The 14,192-nt window shown below is 61.5% G+C and carries 12 protein-coding genes; 7 read left to right on the plus strand and 5 right to left on the minus strand.

The genetic code is table 11. The features are described from left to right. Positions 1–215 precede the first annotated feature (215 nt). The 3 genes from CO667_RS18635 to hspQ all read left to right on the plus strand — a co-directional run bounded on the left by CO667_RS18635 (position 216) and on the right by hspQ (position 2,532). Positions 216–554, plus strand: a complete 339-nt coding sequence (locus CO667_RS18635) for a P-II family nitrogen regulator (RefSeq protein WP_003539626.1) — start codon at positions 216–218, stop codon at positions 552–554. A 79-nt stretch (positions 555–633) separates the two neighbouring features. After that, the gene (gene glnA, locus CO667_RS18640) at positions 634–2,043 is read left to right on the plus strand and encodes a type I glutamate--ammonia ligase (RefSeq protein ID WP_028756888.1); all 1,410 of its coding nucleotides are present in this window, start codon (positions 634–636) and stop codon (positions 2,041–2,043) included. A gap of 159 nt (positions 2,044–2,202) precedes the next feature. Beyond that, complete coding sequence (gene hspQ, locus CO667_RS18645; protein ID WP_003559363.1) at positions 2,203–2,532, plus strand: heat shock protein HspQ; 330 nt, start codon at positions 2,203–2,205, stop codon at positions 2,530–2,532. A gap of 294 nt (positions 2,533–2,826) precedes the next feature. Here hspQ and CO667_RS18650 read toward each other — a convergent pair whose 3' ends face one another. Next, positions 2,827–3,489, minus strand: coding sequence for an invasion associated locus B family protein (locus CO667_RS18650; RefSeq protein ID WP_097619763.1), 663 nt, complete (start codon positions 3,487–3,489; stop codon positions 2,827–2,829). Between the two features lie 286 nt (positions 3,490–3,775). Here CO667_RS18650 and CO667_RS18655 point away from each other — a divergent pair, with 286 nt between their 5' ends. The 3 genes from CO667_RS18655 to CO667_RS18665 all read left to right on the plus strand — a co-directional run bounded on the left by CO667_RS18655 (position 3,776) and on the right by CO667_RS18665 (position 6,885). Then, the gene (locus CO667_RS18655; protein ID WP_097619764.1) at positions 3,776–5,578 is read left to right on the plus strand and encodes an extracellular solute-binding protein; all 1,803 of its coding nucleotides are present in this window, start codon (positions 3,776–3,778) and stop codon (positions 5,576–5,578) included. 66 nt (positions 5,579–5,644) lie between these two features. Then, positions 5,645–6,316 carry a DsbA family oxidoreductase gene (locus tag CO667_RS18660; protein WP_097619765.1) on the plus strand — a complete coding sequence of 224 codons (672 nt, stop codon included), beginning with the start codon at positions 5,645–5,647 and terminating at the stop codon, positions 6,314–6,316. An 11-nt stretch (positions 6,317–6,327) separates the two neighbouring features. Next, on the plus strand, positions 6,328–6,885 hold the full coding sequence (locus CO667_RS18665) for a GrpB family protein (protein ID WP_097619835.1): 558 nt from the start codon (positions 6,328–6,330) through the stop codon (positions 6,883–6,885). 13 nt (positions 6,886–6,898) lie between these two features. On the opposite strand, the gene CO667_RS18670 is transcribed toward CO667_RS18665, so the two are convergent. The 3 genes from CO667_RS18670 to CO667_RS18680 all read right to left on the minus strand — a co-directional run bounded on the left by CO667_RS18670 (position 6,899) and on the right by CO667_RS18680 (position 11,236). Next, positions 6,899–7,366, minus strand: coding sequence for an OsmC family protein (locus CO667_RS18670; protein ID WP_097619836.1), 468 nt, complete (start codon positions 7,364–7,366; stop codon positions 6,899–6,901). A gap of 64 nt (positions 7,367–7,430) precedes the next feature. Continuing rightward, positions 7,431–10,934, minus strand: a complete 3,504-nt coding sequence (gene mfd, locus CO667_RS18675; protein WP_097619766.1) for a transcription-repair coupling factor — start codon at positions 10,932–10,934, stop codon at positions 7,431–7,433. Continuing rightward, the gene (locus tag CO667_RS18680; protein WP_097619767.1) at positions 10,931–11,236 is read right to left on the minus strand and encodes a succinate dehydrogenase assembly factor 2; all 306 of its coding nucleotides are present in this window, start codon (positions 11,234–11,236) and stop codon (positions 10,931–10,933) included. Before CO667_RS18680 ends, mfd begins: the two co-directional genes overlap by 4 nt. A gap of 92 nt (positions 11,237–11,328) precedes the next feature. On the opposite strand from CO667_RS18680, the gene recG reads away from it, so the two are divergent. Then, positions 11,329–13,434 (plus strand): ATP-dependent DNA helicase RecG, encoded by a 2,106-nt coding sequence (gene recG, locus CO667_RS18685; protein ID WP_097619837.1) that lies wholly within the window; start codon positions 11,329–11,331, stop codon positions 13,432–13,434. On the opposite strand, the gene CO667_RS18690 is transcribed toward recG, so the two are convergent. Continuing rightward, positions 13,431–14,138 carry a DUF502 domain-containing protein gene (locus CO667_RS18690; RefSeq protein WP_097619768.1) on the minus strand — a complete coding sequence of 236 codons (708 nt, stop codon included), beginning with the start codon at positions 14,136–14,138 and terminating at the stop codon, positions 13,431–13,433. The genes recG and CO667_RS18690 overlap by 4 nt on opposite strands. Positions 14,139–14,192: the final 54 nt, after the last annotated feature.

Consider the following 14,192-nt stretch of genomic DNA (forward strand, 5'->3'; position numbering starts at 1 on the left):
TTTTTTCAGTTTTGAACGTGATTTTGGTCTGGAGGCAATGTTTTTCCACTTCTCCGTCATCAAAACGACGTGGAATTCCCCGCAAACGCGCCGGTTTTGACAGAATCGGCGTCTTTTTTCGATAAGATGGATTTCAAACTGGCACGATATCTGCATCATATCCGGCGAGCGGGAACATTCCTGCCGTAACGGGAGAAGCGGAGAGACATTTTCTCATGAAAAAGATCGAAGCGATCATTAAGCCTTTCAAGCTGGACGAAGTGAAGGAAGCCCTTCAGGAAGTCGGCCTGCAAGGTATCACGGTCACGGAAGCCAAGGGCTTCGGCCGTCAGAAGGGCCACACGGAACTTTACCGCGGCGCCGAATACGTCGTCGATTTCCTGCCGAAGGTAAAGGTCGAGGTTGTGCTGGCCGACGAGAACGCGGAGGCCGTCATCGATGCGATCCGCAAGGCGGCGCAGACCGGCCGCATCGGCGACGGAAAGATCTTCGTCTCCAACGTCGAAGAGGTTATCCGCATCCGCACCGGCGAGACCGGCATCGACGCCATCTGACCCACTTTGCCAACCACGCAAAGTTCGATACGGTCAGCGCAGCCACCTGTTGTCATCGCAAATCGGAGGAAGGTATTTAATGGCGACCGCAAGCGAAATTCTGAAGCAGATCAAAGAGAACGATGTGAAGTTCGTCGATCTGCGCTTCACCGACCCGAAGGGCAAGCTGCAGCATGTGACGATGGACGTCGTCTGCGTCGACGAAGACATGTTCGCTGACGGCGTGATGTTCGACGGCTCCTCGATCGGCGGCTGGAAGGCCATCAACGAGTCCGACATGGTGCTGATGCCCGATACCGAGACGGTGCATATGGACCCGTTCTTCGCTCAGTCGACCATGGTCATCATGTGCGATATCCTCGATCCGGTTTCCGGCGAAGCCTATAACCGCGATCCGCGCGGCACCGCCAAGAAGGCCGAAGCCTATCTCAAGGCATCCGGCATCGGCGACACGATCTTCGTCGGCCCGGAAGCCGAATTCTTCGTCTTCGACGACGTCAAGTACAAGGCCGATCCCTACAATACCGGCTTTAAGCTCGATTCGACGGAACTTCCGTCGAACGATGACACCGACTACGAAACCGGCAACCTCGGCCATCGCCCGCGCGTCAAGGGCGGTTATTTCCCGGTTCCTCCGGTCGATAGCGCCCAAGACATGCGTTCGGAAATGCTGACGGTGCTCTCCGAAATGGGCGTCGTCGTCGAAAAGCATCACCACGAAGTCGCCGCCGCCCAGCACGAACTCGGCATCAAGTTCGATACGCTGGTGCGCAACGCCGACAAGATGCAGATCTACAAATACGTCGTTCATCAGGTGGCCAATGCCTACGGCAAGACGGCGACCTTCATGCCGAAGCCGATCTTCGGCGACAACGGCTCGGGCATGCATGTGCACCAGTCGATCTGGAAGGGTGGCAAGCCAACCTTTGCCGGCGACGAATATGCCGGCCTTTCCGAAAGCTGCCTGTTCTACATCGGCGGCATCATCAAACATGCCAAGGCGATCAACGCCTTCACCAATCCGTCGACGAACTCTTACAAGCGTCTCGTCCCGGGTTATGAAGCACCGGTGCTGCTCGCCTATTCGGCCCGCAACCGCTCGGCTTCCTGCCGCATTCCGTTCGGCTCCAACCCGAAGGCCAAGCGCGTCGAAGTCCGCTTCCCGGATCCGACCGCCAACCCCTATCTCGCCTTCGCCGCCATGCTGATGGCCGGCCTCGACGGCATCAAGAACAAGATCCATCCCGGCAAGGCTATGGACAAGGATCTCTACGATCTGCCGCCGAAGGAGTTGAAGAAGATCCCGACCGTCTGCGGCTCACTGCGCGAAGCGCTCGAAAGCCTCGACAAGGACCGCAAGTTCCTGACAGCAGGCGGAGTCTTCGACGACGACCAGATCGATGCCTTCATCGAGCTGAAGATGGCCGAGGTGATGCGTTTCGAAATGACGCCGCATCCGGTCGAATACGACATGTACTATTCGGCCTGATCGGCCGCCGACACCGAAAGCCCCGGTTCGCCGGGGCTTTCACCTCCCCGGGTCATGGACGCCAGCAGGAGGATGTGACGTTCATGCGACGAACACGCGCAAAAATCTTGATTTGCGCGGTACCAATCACCAAATTTGGTGATGAAAGGAAGTCGTACCATGAAAGAAAGAATAGCAAAGTTCAGTATCGGCGAAGTGGTTCGGCACAAGGTATTTCCGTTTCGCGGCGTCATCTTCGACGTTGATCCTGAGTTCGCGAATACGGAGGAATGGTGGAATTCCATTCCGGCCGAGGTGCGCCCGAGCAGGGACCAGCCCTTCTATCACCTGCTCGCCGAAAATGACGAAAGCGAATATGTCGCTTATGTCTCCGAGCAGAACCTGATGAACGACGAAAGCGGCACGCCGCTTCGCAATCCGCAGATCTACCAGATTTTCGATCAGGCCCCGTCAGGGCAGTTCAAACCCAAGATGAGCTTCGCCCATTAAACCAGGCTGACCGACCGCATGAAACAAGGCCTCGCAGTCCCGGCGAGGCCTTTTTCTTTTGGTCCGAACTAAGCTGTACCAATTTCTCTTTGGTCTATGGCGGAATGCCCCATCCGGCTGCCGCCACCTTCTCCCCGCACGGCGGGGCGAAGGGACATGCCGCGCCCTCTCCGTTCCCCACCAACCTCTCGCGCGGCACGTGAAGGGGGCAGCCATTGACACCGCGCAGAGAGCAAAGTCCACCAACAAAAAACCCGGCGCGAAGCCGGGTTTCTGTTCGATATGGCGGCAGGATTACTGCGCCTTGGCTGCCTTCTGGGCGTCTTCCAGCTTCTTGCGGGCTTCTTCGGCCTTCTTCTGCATGCCTTCCTGCAGGCTGCGCTGGCTTTCAGCGAGCTTGGATTCGGAAACCGGTTCGCCGTCATAAGCGCCGGTGAAGCCTTCGAGCGAAATCTTGATCGGGTTCGGGGCGCGGCGGAAGTTGATCGACGTGAAGATCACGTCGCTGCCCTTCTTGAGGCTGGCGATCATCGCGTCGGTCAGCGGGATTTCAGCCGTGCACTTGTCCGGCAGGCAGACGGCGTAGTCGAGCTTCTGGCCCTTGCCGCCATCGATCTGCATGCTGATGCCCGGAGGAATCAGGCGTGCCGTGGGAACCGATACCTGCAGGAGCTTGCGGTTGATCTTGCCGGTAACCGAGATCAGGCCGACGGCCGTGACCAGCTGGCCGCCATTGGCGAGGATCAGGTTCTGGACAACACAGATGTCGTTGTCTTCCTGCTTGCTGCAGGTCTTGTACCAGCCGAGCTTGGGCGCGCCGGCGGCCTGCGCCTGGCCATCTGCGGGAGCCGGTGCCGCGGCCTCCTGGGCGAAGGAGGAGACCGGAGCCGAGGCGCCGAACATCACTGCCAGAACGGACAGTGCTGCCCGCATTTTCTTTTCAGACTTGAACATCATAACGAATTCCGTCTCCTGATATCCGTTCGGGGCAGCGACGTGCCGCCCCAACCATCGGGTCGTTCGGCACTCCACCTCATGGAAAAATAAGGCAAATGCATGACCCCGAAACTTCGGGTTCACCTGTTACATCGCAGCGTTCAAGATATCCAGCTTTTCTTTGGCAATTTGAGAGGCAATTTCGAAGCCGGGCCAAAGAAAACGCCGCTGCGTGTTGGAATCACTCGACCCCATGATAATCTCCGCGGTGAATCATGCCCCGTTTTCACGGATCAAGGATTGCCGAATGCTCCGTATCGTCGTCCCCCTCGTCCTGTCTCTGCTCTGCGGCACTGTTGCAGCCGACCCGCTGCACGGCATCGCCATGCATGGCGAGCCGGCTTTGCCGGCGGATTACAAACACTTCCCTTACGTCAATCCCGATGTGAAAAAGGGCGGCAAGATCACCTACGGCGTCGTCGGCACCTTCGACAGCCTCAACCCGTTCATCCTGAAAAGCATGCGGACGACGGCGCGCGGCATGTGGGATCCGGAATATGGCAATCTCGTCTACGAATCGCTGATGCAGCGCTCCAGAGACGAGCCCTTCACGCTTTACGGCCTGCTTGCCGAGACGGTGGAATGGGACGACGACAGGAGCTTCATCCAGTTCAATCTCAATCCGAAGGCGAAATGGGCCGATGGCCAGCAGGTGACGCCCGAAGACGTGCTGTTCACCTTCGATATGCTGCGCGACAAGGGCCTCCCGCGCTACTCGAATCCGCTGAAAGTTGTCGCCAAGATGGAGAAGGTGGGCGAGCGGAGCGTGCGCTTAACCTTCAGCGACAAAGCTAATCGCGAGACGCCGCTGATCTTCGGCCTTTTTCCGGTGCTGCCGAAACATGCGATCGATCCCGAGACCTTCGACCGCACTTCGCTGACGCCGCCGGTCGGCTCCGGCCCCTACAAGGTCAAGACGGTGAAGCCCGGCGAGAGCATCACTTATGAGCGCGATCCGAATTATTGGGGCAAGGATATTCCGTCCAAAGTCGGCACCGACAATTACGATCAGATCACCGTGCAATATTATCTGCAGGACACGACGCTGTTCGAAGCTTTCAAGAAGGGCGAAGTCGACATCTATCCCGACGGCAATCCGGGTCATTGGGCCAATGCCTATAATTTCCCGGCCGTCACCTCGGGAGCCGTGGTCAAGGACGTGTTCACGCCGAAACTTCCGAGCGGCATGTTGGGCTTCGTGTTCAATACACGCCGGCCGATCTTTGCCGATCCCAAGGTGCGCGAGGGCCTGTCGCTGGTGTTCGATTTCGAATGGGCGAACAAGAACCTCTATTCCGGCGCCTATAAACGCACCCAGAGTTTCTGGCAGAATTCCGAGCTTTCAAGCTTCGGCGTTGCCGCAGATGCAAGGGAACTTGCCCTGCTCGGGCCGATCAAGGACAAAATTGCGCCGGAGATTCTCGACGGCACCTACAAGCTGCCGGTCACCGACGGCTCCGGCCGAGACCGCAACGTGCTGAAACAGGGCGTCGAGCTACTGAAACAGGGCGGTTATACGATCCAGGGCGGCAAGATGCTTGATGCTTCCGGCCACCAGCTCACCTTCGAAATCATGACACAGAACGCCGACCAGGAGAAGCTGGCTGTCGCCTATCAGCGTTCGCTGCAGGCGATCGGGATCGCCGTTTCCATCCGCACGGTCGATGATTCGCAGTATCAGAGCCGGACGAACAGCCGTGATTACGACATGATCATCAAGGCCTATGTGTCTACGCTCTCGCCTGGAATAGAGCAGGTCGGTCGCTGGTCCTCCGCTGAGCGCACACACGAGGGTACCGACAGCTTTGCCGGCGCCAACGATCCCGATCTTGATACGCTGATCGACCATCTGCTCAAAGCGCGCTCGGCCGAGGACTTCATCGCAGCAGTGCGTTCCTACGACCGGCTGCTGCTTTCCAGCCGCTACGTGCTGCCGCTCTATCATATCGGCCAGCAATGGGTGGCGCGCAGCAAGCGCATCGGCCGTCCTGACAGGACACCGCTTTATGGCTACCAGTTGCCGGTTTGGTGGGATACAAGCGCGCAATAAGAACAGCGGAACCGCACCGGCCGAATGTCTCTCTCGGGAGACGCACAGTGAATAAGGAAAATCCTCATGGAGCGTATCACCATCGACGTCGTCTCGGATGTCGTCTGCCCCTGGTGCTATCTCGGCAAGGCGCGGCTGGATCTCGCCATCGCCGAGGTGCAGGACGAAATCGGCGTCGACATCAACTGGCGGCCGTACCGGCTCAATCCCGACTATCCCAAGCAAGGCGTCGACCAGAAGAAGGCGCTGGCTGAGAAGCTCGGCGGCGAAGAGCGCGTGGCGCAGGCGCATAAGATGCTCACCGATTACGGCCGCGAGGTCGGCATCGCCTTCGATTTCGAGGCGATCAAGATCGGCCCGAACACACTCGATGCCCATCGGCTGATCCACTGGGCGATGATCGAAGGCCGCGAGAAGCAGGACAAGGTCGTTGCCGCGCTGTTCAAAGCGAATTTCGAGGAGGGCCGCAATATCGGCGACCATGCCGTGCTGCTCGATATCGCCGAAAAGGCCGGTCTCGATCACTCGGTCATCGCCTCGCTGCTCGCCTCCGATGCGGATGGCGATCTGATCGTCGCCGAGATCAAGGCGGCGCAAGAGATGGGCGTCAACGGCGTGCCGTTCTTCATCTTCGACCAGCAATATGCCGTCAGCGGTGCACAGACGCCCGATGTGCTGGCGAATGCGCTGCGCGATATCGCCCAGGCGAAGGCCGAGGCGCGATCGGGCCTCAACTGACGTTGCCTGCCATGCGGATCGAGCTCGAACAGCCGCGACAGAGTTGGGTCGAGGATTTCGTGATTCTCAAGCGCGCCGTCATGGGCGCGGCGCCGGCCGGAGCCTATCTGCATCATATCGGCTCGACGGCCATACCCGGCCTTCCCGCCAAGGATATCATCGATATTCAGCTCACCGTCAACGAGCTGGCCGGTGTCGATGCCGACGCATTCGAACGGGCGGGTTTCGAGCGCAGGCCAATCGTCATCGATCACTGCCCTCCGGGACTTGAACTGGCGGAAGGCGAATTGCGCAAGGCCTTCTATCGCAGCAAAGGACGCCCCGCCAATCTGCATATCCGGCAAAGAGGCCGTTTCAATCAGCGTTACTCTCTTCTTTGCCGCGACTTCCTGCGCGCCCATCCGACAGCGGCAAACGCCTACGCCCTGATCAAGCAGCGGCTCGCCCAGCGTTTTCCCGACGATGTCGATTTCTACTACGATATCAAGGACCCGGTGTTCGACATCATCATGGACGGCGCCAATGAATGGGCAAAGCTGATCGGCTGGTCTGAGCCGCCGCACGACTAACCGGCTTTGGCCCTCAGCCTAGAACCGGAACGCAGCGCACCTCGGTCTTCACCGAATTGGCGATGAAACATTCGTCGTGGGCGCGATGATGCAGGGCTTCGAGCTCGCTCAACGAGGGCTGTTTTTCGCCGCTGAAGACGACATGCGGACGCAGCGTCACGACGGTCATGGCAAGGCGGCCCTCGGCATTCTTCTCCATGATGCCCTCGGCGGCATCGGTGTAGCTGTCGACGCAAAGGCGCTGTTTGGCGGCGAGCGACAGGAACCAGAGCATGTGGCAGCTGGAGAGCGAGGCGACGAAAGCCTCTTCCGGATCAACGGCATCCTCGGCTGAATAGGGCAGCGGGACGACATGCGCGGAAGAGGACGCCCTCACCTCGATGCCGCCGTCGAAGGTCCAGCGGTGGGCGCGGCTATAGCGGTTGTCGGTGAAGGTCTCACCGTTACGCTGCCAGGCAATCGTTGCGCCGTATCTCGCCATCTCCATCTCCCTTTTCCACGCAATTCCGGACGCAAAACCGCGGTACACTTTTGCTGGAATTGCTCTATTTCGCGAGTTCTGCCAGTTGCGTCATGATCACCGCCGCACCCTGCAGGCGTTTTTCCGGCGTCGGCAGGTCGCGGGTCAGGAACAGGCTGTGATCGGGGCGGATCTTCGCCATCGTGCCCTGCTTGCCGATATAGCCGACGAGGTTGGCCGGGTTGGGGAACTCCTTGTTGCGGAACTGCACAACGACGCCCTTCGGGCCGGCATCGAGCTTTTCGACATTGGCGGTGCGGCAGAGCGACTTGATATAGACGATCTTCAGCAGGTGCTGGACTTCGATCGGCATCGGGCCGAAGCGGTCGATCATCTCGGCGCCGAAGCCGTCGATCTCCTTGAGTTCGGTGATTTCGCCCAAGCGGCGATAGAGCGCCATGCGCAGATGCAGATCGGGCACATAGCTCTCCGGGATCATCACCGTGGTGCCCACGGAGATTTGCGGCGACCAGCCGGTGTCGTGGATCTCGTCGACACCCTTGACCTCCGCGACCGCCTCTTCCAGCATCTGCTGGTAGAGCTCGAAACCAACCTCCTTGATATGGCCGGACTGCTCCTCGCCGAGCAGATTGCCGGCGCCGCGGATATCGAGATCGTGGCTTGCCAGCTGGAAGCCGGCACCAAGCGTATCCAGCGACTGCAGCACCTTGAGGCGGCGCTCGGCCGTTGCCGTCAGCACCTTGTTGACAGGCAGGGTGAAGAGCGCAAAGGCGCGCACCTTCGAGCGGCCGACGCGGCCGCGCAGCTGGTAGAGCTGGGCCAGGCCGAACATATCGGCGCGGTGGACGATCAGCGTGTTGGCTGTCGGCACATCGAGGCCGGATTCGACGATGGTTGTGGACAGCAGCACATCGTAGCGGCCTTCATAGAAGGCGTTCATGATGTCTTCGAGTTCGCCGGCCGGCATCTGGCCATGGGCGACGGCGACCTTCAACTCCGGCACGTCGGATTGCAGGAAGGCATGGATATCCGCGAGATCGGCAAGTCTCGGGCAGACATAGAAGCTCTGGCCGCCACGATAATGCTCGCGCATCAGCGTCTCGCGGATGACCAGGCTGTCGAAGGGCGAGATGAAGGTGCGCACCGCCATGCGGTCGACCGGCGGCGTGGTGATCAGCGACAATTCGCGCACGCCGGTCATGGCCAGCTGCAGCGTGCGCGGGATCGGCGTTGCCGACAGCGTCAGCACATGCACGTCGCTCTTCAGCTCCTTCAGCCGCTCCTTGTGCTTGACGCCGAAATGCTGCTCCTCGTCGATGACGAGCAAGCCGAGATTGGCGAATTTGATGCCGGCGCCGAGCAGCGCATGGGTGCCGACGACGATATCGGTCTTGCCGTCCGCCACTTCCTTCTTGGTCAGCGCCAGTTCCTTGGCGCCGACGAGGCGCGAGGCCTGCTGGATGCGCACCGGCAAACCGCGGAAACGCTCGGAAAATGTCTTGAAATGCTGGCGGGCAAGCAGCGTCGTCGGCACGACGACAGCAACCTGGGCGCCGTTCATCGCCGCGACGAAGGCGGCGCGCAGCGCCACTTCGGTCTTGCCGAAACCAACGTCGCCGCAGACGAGGCGGTCCATCGGCCGGCCGGCAGCGAGATCGGAGCGGACTGCCTCGATGGCGTTGTCCTGATCCTCGGTCTCATCATAGGGGAAGCGGGCGGCAAATTCATCGTAGAGGCCTTCCGGCGTCGTCAGCATCGGCGCATAGCGCGTGAGGCGTTCGGCGGCGATGCGGATCAGCGCATCGGCCATGTCGAGCAGCCGCTTCTTGAGCTTGGCCTTGCGCATCTGCCAGGCGCCGCCGCCGAGCTTGTCGAGTTGGGCCTCGGTACCTTCGCCGCCGTAGCGCGAGAGCAGATCGATGTTTTCGACCGGCAGGAAGAGCTTGGCCTCGTCGGCATATTGCAGTTCCAGGCAGGCGTGCGGCGCACCGGCCGCCTCGATGGTCCGCAGCCCGATGAAGCGGCCGATACCGTGTTCGGCGTGGACGACGATCGAGCCCTCGTCGAGGCCCGCGACCTCGGCGATGAAATCGGCGGCGCGTTTGCGGCGCTTGGAGCGGCGCACCATACGGTCGCCCAATATATCCTGCTCGCCGATGACGACGAGATCGCCGGCCTCGAAACCGGCTTCGAGACTGAGCACGGCAGCGGCCGCCTCGCCTCTGGCCAGCGCGCCGACATCCTTCAGCGCCTCGATCGGCTTGACCTTTTCCAGGCCGTGCTCGTTCAGCACCTGCAGCAGGCGTTCCAGCGAACCTTCGGTCCAGGCGGTGACCAGCACTTTCGCGCCGGCGGCACGCCGGTCGGCAATATGCTTGACGACGACGTCGAAGATATTGATGCGTTCGGCATCACCGCCACCCTCGGCATTCGAGCGGGCCCAGCGCTGGCCCTGGCGGGCATCAACATTGACGACCCGCCGCGCCTCGCCCTCATGCTCGTTGAAGGGGCTGATGCGGATCGCGCCGAGCGCGTCGAGGGTTTTGGCGAAAAGCTTGCTGTCGAGATAGAGCTGGCCCGGTGTCACCGGCTTGTAGGGCGTGCCCTGCGACATCTGGCTCTTTGCCGGCTGGCCGGAATTGAGGCGGGCGTCGTAATAATCGAAAACCAGCTTGGAACGCTCCTCGGCCGCCTCCCGCACCGTATGGTCGGTAACGACTCGGAAGCCGCTGAGATAATCGAAGACGGTATCGAGCTTCTCGTAGAAGAGCGGCAGCCAGTGCTCCATTCCGGGATAACGGCGGCCTTCGGAGACGGCGAGATAGAGCGCATCGTCGCGCGTCGTGGCGCCGAAAGCCGAGAGGTAATTCTTGCGGAAGCGGCTGATCGTATCCGGGGTCAGCGTCACCTCGCTCATCGGATTGAGATCAAGGGAGCGCACCTGGCCCGTCGTGCGCTGGCTGGCCGGATCGAAGCTGCGAATCGATTCCAGCGTGTCACCGAAGAAATCGAGACGGACCGGCTCTTCGGAACCCGGCACGAAGACGTCGAGAATGCCGCCGCGCACGGCATATTCGCCGACTTCGCGAACGGTCGCGACGCGGTCGAAACCGTTGCGCTCCAGGCGCCCGGCGAGATCGTCCATGCGCAGCTGGTTGCCGGGGCGGGCCGAAAAGCTCAAGCTTTCGATCACATCCTGCGGCGCCACCTTCTGCAGCATGGCGTTGGCGGTGACGAGCACGATTGCGGCATGCGGCTTCTTGCGATGGGCAATCAGGCCGCCGAGTGCCGCCAGCCGGCGGGCCGAGGTGTCGGCACTCGGCGAGACGCGGTCATAGGGCAGACAGTCCCAGGCCGGCAGGGTGAGAACCGGAATGTCGGGGGCAACGAAACCCAGCATCTGTTCGAGATCGGCCATGCGGTGGCCGTCCGACATGACATAGGCGACCGGCTCTCCCGTTCGCGCGAGCTCGGCGAGCAGCAGCGTTTCAAGGCCGGCCGGCACATTGCCGATCGTCAGCGGCTCGGCAATGGCCGCAAGCTTCTTCGCATCAAAACCAGGGATCATTCCGGCGTCCTGAGGGGCTTGTCGAAATCGGGCGTGTAGGCGGCCAGGCGGGCAAACATCGGTGTCTGGAAACGCTCTGGCACCGGCCATGTTCCCATGATCCAGCGGACGAGATCATTGTCCTCTTCGGCCATGATCGTCTCGAACTCGTCGAGCTCGGCTTCCGACAGAGTCGCGACCTCGGCTTCGGCAAACTGGCCGAAGACCAGGTCCATCTCGCGAATGCCGCGATGCCAGCAACGGAAAAGGATCCGGCGGCGGCGCGGGTCGAGACCGGCACTCGTGAGCGTGACACCTGTCATGGCATTACCTTCCTGTTGATGCGCCTCTATAGACCCTGGAAAGCGGCTTGTCAGCCTTGCCAAGGCCGCATTGTTCATCGCATTTTGGCCGCATGCGTCCCGCCATTCTCGATCCTCTGTTTTCCCCTATTTCGGGCCTTCCGGGCGTCGGCCCGAAGATCGCCGAGCTGCTGGTCAAGCTGCTCGGGCGCGAGACACTGGAGGATTGCCGGGTCATCGATCTGCTCCTCCACGCGCCCTTCTCGCTGATCGACCGGCGCAATCAGCCGGGCATCGCCCGCGCGCCGCAGGGCGCGATCGTAACGATCACGGCGCGTGTCGACCGGCACCAGGTGCCGCCGCGCGGCAAAAGCAATATCCCTTACCGCGTCTTCCTGCATGACGAGACCGGCGAGCTGACGCTGGTCTTCTTCCGCGGCCAGGCGGCGTGGCTGGAAAAGCAGCTGCCTGTTGATGCGGAAGTGACGGTCAGTGGCAAGATCGACTGGTTCAACGGCCGCGCCTCGATGGTGCATCCCGACTATATCGTCCGGGCCGAGGAGGCGGAGAGCCTGCCGCTGGTCGAGCCGATCTATCCGCTGACGGCGGGACTTTCCCCGAAGACGCTGCGCAAGATCATCGACGCCGGCCTGCCGCGTTTTCCGGAGCTGCCGGAATGGATCGACCTGGCGCTGACAGAGAAGCAAGGACTGCCGTCGATCCGCGACAGTTTCCACATGTTGCACGAGCCGCGCGATCCCGGAGATATCGACCCGCAGGCCCCTGCCCGGCGGCGGCTTGCCTATGACGAGTTTCTCGCCGGCCAGCTGTCGCTCAGCCTGGTGCGGCAGAGGCTGCGCAAGGTGGCGGGCCAGCCGGTCACTGCGACCGGCGCCATCAGCAGCAAGATCCTGAAGACCTTGCCCTTTTCGCTGACCGGCAGCCAGAACGAGGCGATCGCCGAGGTTTTGAGGGACATGGCCGGCAACGAGCGCATGTTGCGGCTGCTGCAGGGCGATGTCGGTTCCGGCAAGACGCTGGTGGCGCTGATGGCGATGGCGGCGGTGATCGAGAGCGGCGGCCAGGCCGTGCTGATGGCGCCGACCGAAATCCTGGCGCGGCAGCACCACGCGACGATCGCGAAATTCGCCGCCTCCGCCGGGCTTAACATCGAGGTGCTGACCGGGCGCACCAAGGGACGCGAAAGGGAGGAGATCCAGGAGCGGATCGCCTCGGGTGCGGCCCAGATCATCATCGGCACGCATGCGCTGTTCCAGGACAGCGTCACCTACGCCAATCTGATGCTTGCTGTCGTCGACGAGCAGCATCGTTTCGGCGTGCATCAGCGGCTGCGGCTGACCGCCAAGGGCATCTCGCCGCATATGCTGGTCATGACGGCGACGCCGATCCCGCGCACTTTGGTGCTTGCCGCCTTCGGCGACATGGATGTTTCCAAGCTCACCGAGAAACCGGCCGGCCGCAAGCCGATTCAGACGATCACCGTGCCGATGGAACGGACCGGCGAAATCGTCGGGCGGCTGCAAAGCGCGATTGCCGAGGGCAAGAAGGCCTATTGGATCTGCCCGCTGGTCGAGGAATCCGAAGAGCTCGACCTGATGTCGGCCGAGGAACGGCATGCCACACTCGTCTCCGCGCTCGGCCCCGATGTCGGCCTGATCCACGGCCGCATGAGCGGACCCGAGAAGGATGCGGCGATGCTGGCCTTCAAGAACGGCGACATCAGGCTTCTCGTCGCCACGACCGTCGTTGAGGTCGGCGTCGATGTGCCGGATGCGACGATCATGGTGATCGAACATGCCGAGCGCTTCGGCCTGGCGCAATTGCATCAGCTGCGCGGCCGCGTCGGACGCGGCGACGAGGCGTCGACCTGCATCCTGCTCTATAAGGGGCCGCTCGGCGAAACCGGCCATGCCAGGCTTTCGATCATGCGCGAGACGGAAGACGGCTTCCGCATCGCCGAGGAAGATTTGAAGCTGCGCGGCGAAGGCGAATTGCTCGGCACAAGGCAATCCGGTACGCCGGGTTTCCGCATCGCCAGCCTCGAGGCGCATGCCGACCTGCTGGAGATTGCCCGCAAGGACGCCGCCTATCTGATCGAGCGCGATCCGGAACTGACCAGTGAAAGAGGAGAGGCGATCCGTACCCTGCTCTATCTCTTCCGCCGCGACGAGGCGATCCGCTTCCTGCGGGCAGGTTAGTCAGCCTTGGAAACGGCCACCGGCTTCGGCCGCGGCAAATGCTTCTGCTTCGGCTCGGACGGCTTGTGTTCCGGGGCGACCAGCCCACCTGAGATCAGGAACTTGGCGGCGTCTTCCGGCGACATGTCGAGCAACACGATCTTTTCGCGCGGCACGAAGACGAGAAAACCCGCCGTCGGCACCGGCGTCGGCGGCAGGAAGACGGCGACCATATCCTGGCCCATGGCGTTGAACTTCGACGCGATCTCGCCCTTGGCGTCGGTAGCGATGAAGACCAGCGCCCAGAGGCCGGGACCCGGATATTCAATGAGGCCGACTTTCTTGAAGGAGTTCGCCTGTTCCTTCAGCACCGTTTCGAAAATCTGCTTCACGCTTCGGTAGACGGTGCGCACCAGCGGCATGCGCTGGACGATCGATTCGCCGAAGCGGACGATGCTCTGGCCGATCAGGTTCTTGCCGAGAAAGCCGACGACGGTGATCAGCACCACGGCGGTCAGCAGGCCGAAACCGGGAATGGCGAAATTGAGATAGCTTTCCGGATTCCAGCGCGCCGGAATATAGGGCCTGACCCAGCTGTCCGACCAGTGGATGAAGGTCCAGGTCAGCCAGATGGTGATCGCGATCGGGGCGCAGATGATCAGCCCTGCGAGGAAATTATTCCGCAACCGGGTCGCGACCGGCATTCTGGGGGTATTGTCGGTCATCTCTACTGATGAACTCCATCTCAGTCGTGGACAGGCCGGAACGCCGGCCCTTCC

Origin of the sequence: Rhizobium sp. L43 (genome assembly GCF_002531725.1) — a bacterium.
Classification (GTDB): Bacteria; Pseudomonadota; Alphaproteobacteria; order Rhizobiales; family Rhizobiaceae; genus Rhizobium.

Excerpts from the sequence above, each read along its gene's own strand:
- CO667_RS18635 (WP_003539626.1), top strand. The coding sequence starts at position 216 with ATGAAAAAGATCGAAGCGATCATTAAGCCTTTCAAGCTGGACGAAGTG.
- glnA (WP_028756888.1), top strand. The coding sequence starts at position 634 with ATGGCGACCGCAAGCGAAATTCTGAAGCAGATCAAAGAGAACGATGTG.
- hspQ (WP_003559363.1), top strand. The coding sequence starts at position 2,203 with ATGAAAGAAAGAATAGCAAAGTTCAGTATCGGCGAAGTGGTTCGGCAC.
- CO667_RS18650 (WP_097619763.1), bottom strand. The coding sequence starts at position 3,489 with ATGATGTTCAAGTCTGAAAAGAAAATGCGGGCAGCACTGTCCGTTCTG.
- CO667_RS18655 (WP_097619764.1), top strand. The coding sequence starts at position 3,776 with ATGCTCCGTATCGTCGTCCCCCTCGTCCTGTCTCTGCTCTGCGGCACT.
- CO667_RS18660 (WP_097619765.1), top strand. The coding sequence starts at position 5,645 with ATGGAGCGTATCACCATCGACGTCGTCTCGGATGTCGTCTGCCCCTGG.
- CO667_RS18665 (WP_097619835.1), top strand. The coding sequence starts at position 6,328 with ATGCGGATCGAGCTCGAACAGCCGCGACAGAGTTGGGTCGAGGATTTC.
- CO667_RS18670 (WP_097619836.1), bottom strand. The coding sequence starts at position 7,366 with ATGGCGAGATACGGCGCAACGATTGCCTGGCAGCGTAACGGTGAGACC.
- mfd (WP_097619766.1), bottom strand. The coding sequence starts at position 10,934 with ATGATCCCTGGTTTTGATGCGAAGAAGCTTGCGGCCATTGCCGAGCCG.
- CO667_RS18680 (WP_097619767.1), bottom strand. The coding sequence starts at position 11,236 with ATGACAGGTGTCACGCTCACGAGTGCCGGTCTCGACCCGCGCCGCCGC.
- recG (WP_097619837.1), top strand. The coding sequence starts at position 11,329 with ATGCGTCCCGCCATTCTCGATCCTCTGTTTTCCCCTATTTCGGGCCTT.
- CO667_RS18690 (WP_097619768.1), bottom strand. The coding sequence starts at position 14,138 with ATGACCGACAATACCCCCAGAATGCCGGTCGCGACCCGGTTGCGGAAT.